Origin of the sequence: Microcystis sp. M049S2 (genome assembly GCF_020245625.1) — a bacterium.
GTDB lineage: Bacteria > Cyanobacteriota > Cyanobacteriia > Cyanobacteriales > Microcystaceae > Microcystis > Microcystis ichthyoblabe_A.
The window spans coordinates 1-6,184 of the sequence record NZ_JADBUN010000254.1 but is presented as its reverse complement, the minus strand read 5'-3'; the positions used below and the strand labels follow the sequence as shown (position 1 = coordinate 6,184).

Below are 6,184 nucleotides of genomic sequence, written 5' to 3'. Positions count from 1 at the left end.
TGCATTATTCACCAACTGGCAAAAACCTGATTGTGAGGACATCTCAAAAAACAGACTGTTTTTCAGCCAGATCGCTAGATGAACTTCTTGCCAAGGCTTTCGAGGATTTTCCAAAGTCTTCATGAATAATGCAGGTTAGGACGCTTTCAATTTTCAAACTCTTATCGGTCAAGGGTTTCAGCGATTGATTGTCCTAACCACCCCGCTCTTTGCTATATGGTTATTTTTTAGGGATTGTGGGGAAGCGATCGCTTTTTATGAAAACAAAATAGAAAAAGCGATCACATTGTGAGCATCAGTTAATAAAACAATAAAGTTCGGGGTCAGGTATTCAGGTTTGCTAATTGTTCCTGAATATTAGCTTGAGTAGAGAGTTTTTCGGATTTTTCCCATAGAGCGTTAAAGATACTTTTATCTGTCTCGACAACTCTTGTTTGATAGGAAATATAACCTGTTTCTGTTTGACCATTCATAGTTCTTCTCGCTGTAAAAGAATTTCTTGGAACAGATAAGTTTTCGCTAATCAATAGGTTGGTATCATCCCAACGATAGCCTTCAACATCTTTGGCTTTTTCCTGACAAATCCAAGCAACTTCTATGCGAGAGTTAAGTTGTTCCTGAATCACTTGTAAATGCTTTGGAGTCGGAACTTCAGGAAGAATAAAGACTCCTTGAATAGAAATCCACCTCTCGATTAGTTCTTTGTTAACTTCCCAGAATTTTTGACCAAGGGGATTATCCCACCAGATAGAATCTGTCATGGAGTGAACAGCCAAGATTCGAGATTGACTTTGAGGATCAATGTGTTTGAGTAGTTGAGCAACCTTTTCTAAACGGGATTCGCCGCTAATTTCAATGTTAATTTCAGGCATAATTGTGTTAGTCAAAATTGTGCCATCAAGGAGGGTTAGATTATTTTCATCTAATTTAACATCGGTCAAGTTAGCTCCCGTTAGATTAGCTTTGCTCAAATTGGCATGACTCAAATCGGCTCCTGTTAAATCAGCATTAGTTAAATTAACCCCCAAAAGATTAGCCTGACTGAAGTTACATCCCATCAATTTTGCATCGGAAAGATTGGCCTCACCATCCATTAAATTGACTTGGCTGAAATTCAGTCCCCGAAAATCTCGTTCGCCAATTTTGTGCAAATATGTCAATTCTTTTGTGCTATGAATATCGGGGTGATATTCATCGGGTGCATAAACGGCAATCATCGCTTTGACGTAGGCGAAAAAATAAGCCTTGAGAATATTTTCATGGGTGTAGATGGTAATCACTTCTTTACCATCATACTCAACCAACGCCTTGACAGTTACTACTCCTTTTTGACCCGGTGTCAAGTTAGCCACATAGATAGATGTAAGGGTATGTTTAACCTCAACTAAATGAGCTAGAGCCTCATTAAAAGCAGTAAAAAGTGCATCTGATAAACCTTTTTTAAAGGCCGATTCAGTGTAACGCTCTTGGGTTTTTGTATTACATAGGATAACTGTCGCGGAAGTTAAATTGTTATTGGCACAAAGAATTTCAAAGTTCTCAATTTTCCAGCCTTGAAAAAGCAAAAGATTATCTTCAAAGAATAAGTTGTGTTGAGGCTCGTTTTCTAAAAGCTGATTGAGTTTTACTTTTTCATTTTCCATGGCAGCTTTACCGAGATTTTTGAGAGTTCTTTCGATAGAAGCTGGCGAGGTATCTTTCCCTAAAAACTGTAAGAATAAGGAAGGAGAACCCACAAAAGGATATCCACTGGCAATGAATTCTCGATCTGCGATGGTGATAATACCTGCTAGGCTATACTTTCTGGCAATCTCAACTTGAATTGCCGTTTTTAAATTAACGTTCGGATATTTTTCTAGGTCAGTTTCTTTCAAGTTAACTTGACCGACGTTAATCTTACTCAGAAGTTCAATGATCAAACGATTGGCATCTTCTCTAGATTTCAGATTTTTGATATTATGCCAAATTTTGATTAATCCCATTTCGCCGATGTAAGGATTAATTTTTCCCTCTAAAACAAGTCCCATAACCCTAGCAGCTTCCCTGTTAAGAGTCGTCTGATTTCGTAATAAAAACTCTTCAATCAGAGCAGCGTCAATTAAGACTTTTGGAGCTTGAGAATTGTTGTCTTTTAATTGGAATACTTCTAAGTTACCCAGAAAAAAATCAATATTTATACTAGGATGATTAGTCACTTTACGCAAACTAAGCTTGATTTCGTACTGCACAAAATCATCAGATTCGCTTTCGAGATTATTTCTCAAATCCCAAAGTTTTTTAATCACTTGAGGCTCAGGATATTCTCCTAATTTCCTTATGATTTCAGCACGGCGATCGCTATTTTGTTCATTGTCTAGTTGAGCTAACAACCCATTAATAATGGTGTTTTCCATTTTTAAATCAATCTCCTTGATTGGTGGTCTTCTCATCCGCACTAATTTTGTCTGACAGTAAAAGACTGCTCTAATTGAGAATTTTCAGCGTAGCGTGTTGGCAAAACTCTCACTAATTCATCGTCATTAATGTCAACAAAATAGCCCTTTTTAAAGAGAATCCTTCTTAGGGAAGTAATTCCCACACGCTCACTTTCATCTAAATCAAGGTAATCCTTAAGATGGGATCCTAGATTTTTGTTGAAATCCGCGTTTAGATTTTTGCCGCTGCTATGATTGGACATTTCAGCGAGGTCATCGGCGGAATAAAGACCTGTAGCCGCCAGATAGAAAATAATTTTGTATTTTTCAGATAGGGGTTCGATTTCTGCCAACAAAGCTTCTAGCTTGGGTATATCCAAACCACAGTTTCTTGCCTGCTTTTGGGCATCACACAGTGACAGGAGCATTTTGTATTTTTCAGATGGGGGTTCGATTTCTGCCAACAAAGCTTGTAGCTTGGAAATATACAAACCACAGTTGCTTGCTTGCCTTTCGGCATCGGATAGGTTTTGGGGCATTGACGAGAGCGTCTTCATGGCTGTATTTTCGAGCTAGTTAGCATATTTTGAAATGGAGTACCAACAATTATTGTTTAATGATAGCAACAATTGTTGGTTAAACATTGCAACAATTGTTGGTTTAACTTTGCAATAATTGTTGGTTGAGATTCTTACAGTAAGTGATTATATTACGGATACAATTAAGGAAGATAGAGCGATAGTAAAAAACAGTACAAAAAAGCTGGTCGAGTGTTGCCGCACTGCCCAGCTTGAATTAGGTAAACGTTCTTGGCTCTACCTATCGCTTCCCGTCTTGATTATCTCCACCCTGACGTTTTGCTAGTTCGTTGATGGTGTAGATAAAAACGTAGTCGTAGGGATGAATCTTCCCGACAGCTACGCCGTAAGCAAGGGAGCTTAGGAGCATGACAGTGAGTAAGTTCTTCATTGATTGACCTCCTGGCTTCTTGAGTCCACTAATAAGGTTTTTAAGTCTCCTGGTGGGCTGTTGAGAGGGCTAATCCCGATGATGCGAAGCTAGGAGAGGGCCAGTACCCTTGCGGGTGCTGGCTCTTTACTCATCATTATCATCCCCGCATCTTAGCTTATTAGGGTAGATTGAGTAAAGCTAATAATGTTAGGGATTCCTGACACGAGGAGCAAAACACTACTAGGCAAAAACAAAGATCCTGATCAAATCAACTGCCACCTTAGCCATGAAGACACTTAGCCACAAAACAGAAGATTTGAGTATAGCCGATGTCTCATCCTATTACCCCGATCAATGGGTGGTCTTAGAGATCACTGGTCGCGACAAATATGGCTGGCCAGAGAAAGGTAAGGTTATTGGGTATTCAGACGATAAAAGTAAGCTGATACAAGAGACTAAACATTTGAAGGGAGACTTATATTTGTTTTATACAGGTCTTGTTGACGGTGGTAGGGTTGCTTAAAAATGTTAGAATCCATACAAAAAGCACAATCTCCTTTAGCTTTGGCCCCTGCGTTGGAGGCTGCCATTAAACGAGGCGAAGAAGCGAAGAAACGGTTCCTATCCAATCAAGGAGGAACCTTAACCAGCGCCGAGGTTTGTAGTGTTTTAGCCTGTAGTTCTTTGGAATTAGAAACTATGAGGCTCAATCATCAGATCTTAGGTTTATTTGTCAACGAGGAATTAGTTTATCCCGCTTGGCAATTTATTGATGGCAAAGTTTTGTCTGGTTTAGACCAAGTGTTAGCCGTCCTAAAAGAAGATGGTGCTTGGACACAAATGCTCTTTCTGCTTACGGGTGATATTCGTTTAGAGGGAGCAACCCCGCTAGAAAAACTCCAAAAGGGAGAAATCGAGCCAGTGGTTTGGGCCGCTAAATGCTACGGGAGTCATAGCGCAGCGTAATGGGTTTGCCTCCTTCTGTTTGTGGGTTAGTACCTTTGAGAATTAGTTCACCAATTTTATCTTGAATGTCGGGGTGAAGACCGTTCGGCTGAGCTCACGGCCGAAGCCCTCGCTTTTAGCGCCGGGATGAAACCCCGACCAGTATAAAACAGCACTTCGACAAGCTCAGTGACACGAAGCACGACATTTCGACACATTTCGACAGGCTCAATGTAAAGGCTCAATGTAAAAGCTCAGTGTTTACAAAATCTTGACAATCCGATGCTCTACAGGTTAACTTAAAATAAGTTGTTTGAGGTCGATAAACAATGATTGTCTTAGAAATGAAAGCCGTGGTCAAACCAAGTCAATGTTCTGCCATTGATGAAGCTATTCGTACAGTACAATTCATCCGTAATAAGGCTTTAAGGCTTTGGATGGATGCCAAGAGAGAAGACAAAATCGATAAATATTCTCTCAATAAATATTGTGCGGTTCTTGCCAAACAGTTCAAGTTTGTCGATACTCTAAATTCTACTGCTAGACAAGCATCGGCAGAACGGGCTTGGTCAGCTATTGCCCGTTTCTATGATAATTGTAAGAAAAAGGTTAAAGGTAAAAAGGGTTATCCCAAGTTTCAGAAAAATAATCGTTCTGTGGAATATAAAAACTCCGGATGGAAACTATCGGAGGATAGAAAGAAAATAACTTTCACAGATAAGAAAAATATTGGCACGGTTAAACTGAAAGGAACCAGAGACTTAAACTTTTGCCCTCTAGACCAAATTAAACGAGTTAGGATTGTTAAACGAGCGGATGGTTATTATGTCCAATTCTGTCTAAGTGTTGATATTCGGGAATATGCTAAACCCCTAGAACCAACAAAGAAATGTGTGGGATTGGATGTAGGTTTAAAAGTTTTCTACGCTAACAGTGATGGGGAAACGGTAGAGATACCGCAATACTATCGCAAGGCAGAAAAAAGATTAAATCGACTGAATCGGAAGAAATCTAAAAAGTTTAGAAAAGGTCAACCCCAATCAAACAACTACCAAAAAGCTAGAAAGAGATATGCTAGAAAGCATTTAAGAGTAAGCAGGCAACGTAAAGGCTTTGTCGAAAAAGAGGCATTGCGCGTCATTAAATCTAACGATTTCATCGCCTACGAAAACTTAAATATTCAAAGCATGGTAAAAAACTCTAAACTTGCTAAATCTATCAATGATGTGGCTTGGTCAACTTTTCGACAATGGTTAGAATATTTTGGGTTTAAATATGGTAAGGCTACGGTAGCAGTAGCCCCCCATAACACGAGTCAAAATTGTTCTAATTGTGGTCAAAAAGTCCCTAAATCTCTATCTACGAGAACCCATACTTGTCCCCATTGTGGTTATGTAGAAGATAGAGACATTAACGCCGCTATCAACATTCTCAAAAAGGGACTAAGTACGGTGGGACACACCGAAACTAATACGCTTGGGGAGAGATTCCCTCTGGTTTGGCTGGATACGTCCTGCCAGATTAAGGAAACTCAGTGAACCAAGAATCCCTCGCTTTTAGCGATGGGAGTGTCAAAAAAAATAATATCTCCTGCAAGAATCAAAAATCTTCAGTAGCAGACAAAAAATAAGAGATAAGGGACTTGCGTAGGAATAATATCCCAGCCAGAAAATCGCTCTGTAGAAGAACCAGACCAGCCAGATGGCACATTATCAAAGCGCAAGTCCCTAACACCTCGAAGGCTCTCCCCCTACTTAGGGTGATCAGCAAACCTGATCGATCGGAGGGCGCAAGCATTGCGCCCCTACAGTAACGGATTTTGTCCACAATGTAGGGGCGAACTGCGTTCGCCCAAAAGGTACATTATCAAAGCG

At 39.9% G+C, this 6,184-nt stretch carries 6 protein-coding genes; 3 read left to right on the top strand and 3 right to left on the bottom strand.

Annotated elements, in window-relative coordinates:
* Nucleotides 1-323: 323 nt before the first annotated feature.
* The 3 genes from IM496_RS19825 to IM496_RS19815 all read right to left on the bottom strand — a co-directional run bounded on the left by IM496_RS19825 (nt 324) and on the right by IM496_RS19815 (nt 3,383).
* On the bottom strand, nt 324-2,393 hold the full coding sequence (locus IM496_RS19825; protein WP_287663015.1) for a pentapeptide repeat-containing protein: 2,070 nt from the start codon (nt 2,391-2,393) through the stop codon (nt 324-326).
* A 41-nt stretch (nt 2,394-2,434) separates the two neighbouring features.
* Nucleotides 2,435-2,953, bottom strand: a complete 519-nt coding sequence (locus tag IM496_RS19820) for a hypothetical protein (protein WP_287663017.1) — start codon at nt 2,951-2,953, stop codon at nt 2,435-2,437.
* 280 nt (nt 2,954-3,233) lie between these two features.
* Nucleotides 3,234-3,383 carry a hypothetical protein gene (locus IM496_RS19815; RefSeq protein WP_004161581.1) on the bottom strand — a complete coding sequence of 50 codons (150 nt, stop codon included), beginning with the start codon at nt 3,381-3,383 and terminating at the stop codon, nt 3,234-3,236.
* A 268-nt stretch (nt 3,384-3,651) separates the two neighbouring features.
* Between IM496_RS19815 and IM496_RS19810 the strand changes: the two genes are divergently transcribed.
* The 3 genes from IM496_RS19810 to IM496_RS19800 all read left to right on the top strand — a co-directional run bounded on the left by IM496_RS19810 (nt 3,652) and on the right by IM496_RS19800 (nt 5,848).
* Entirely contained in the window at nt 3,652-3,888 is a 237-nt protein-coding gene (locus IM496_RS19810; protein WP_016515387.1) for a hypothetical protein, read from the top strand.
* A gap of 2 nt (nt 3,889-3,890) precedes the next feature.
* Nucleotides 3,891-4,331: a hypothetical protein gene (locus IM496_RS19805; RefSeq protein ID WP_287663014.1), complete on the top strand. Its 441-nt coding sequence runs from the start codon at nt 3,891-3,893 to the stop codon at nt 4,329-4,331.
* A gap of 308 nt (nt 4,332-4,639) precedes the next feature.
* Complete coding sequence (locus IM496_RS19800) at nt 4,640-5,848, top strand: RNA-guided endonuclease InsQ/TnpB family protein (RefSeq protein WP_287663013.1); 1,209 nt, start codon at nt 4,640-4,642, stop codon at nt 5,846-5,848.
* Nucleotides 5,849-6,184 lie beyond the last annotated feature (336 nt).

Bases quoted from the DNA above. Each gene is read 5' to 3' on its own strand.
- IM496_RS19825 (WP_287663015.1), bottom strand. From the start codon at position 2,393: ATGGAAAACACCATTATTAATGGGTTGTTAGCTCAACTAGACAATGAA.
- IM496_RS19820 (WP_287663017.1), bottom strand. From the start codon at position 2,953: ATGCCCCAAAACCTATCCGATGCCGAAAGGCAAGCAAGCAACTGTGGT.
- IM496_RS19815 (WP_004161581.1), bottom strand. From the start codon at position 3,383: ATGAAGAACTTACTCACTGTCATGCTCCTAAGCTCCCTTGCTTACGGC.
- IM496_RS19810 (WP_016515387.1), top strand. From the start codon at position 3,652: ATGAAGACACTTAGCCACAAAACAGAAGATTTGAGTATAGCCGATGTC.
- IM496_RS19805 (WP_287663014.1), top strand. From the start codon at position 3,891: ATGTTAGAATCCATACAAAAAGCACAATCTCCTTTAGCTTTGGCCCCT.
- IM496_RS19800 (WP_287663013.1), top strand. From the start codon at position 4,640: ATGATTGTCTTAGAAATGAAAGCCGTGGTCAAACCAAGTCAATGTTCT.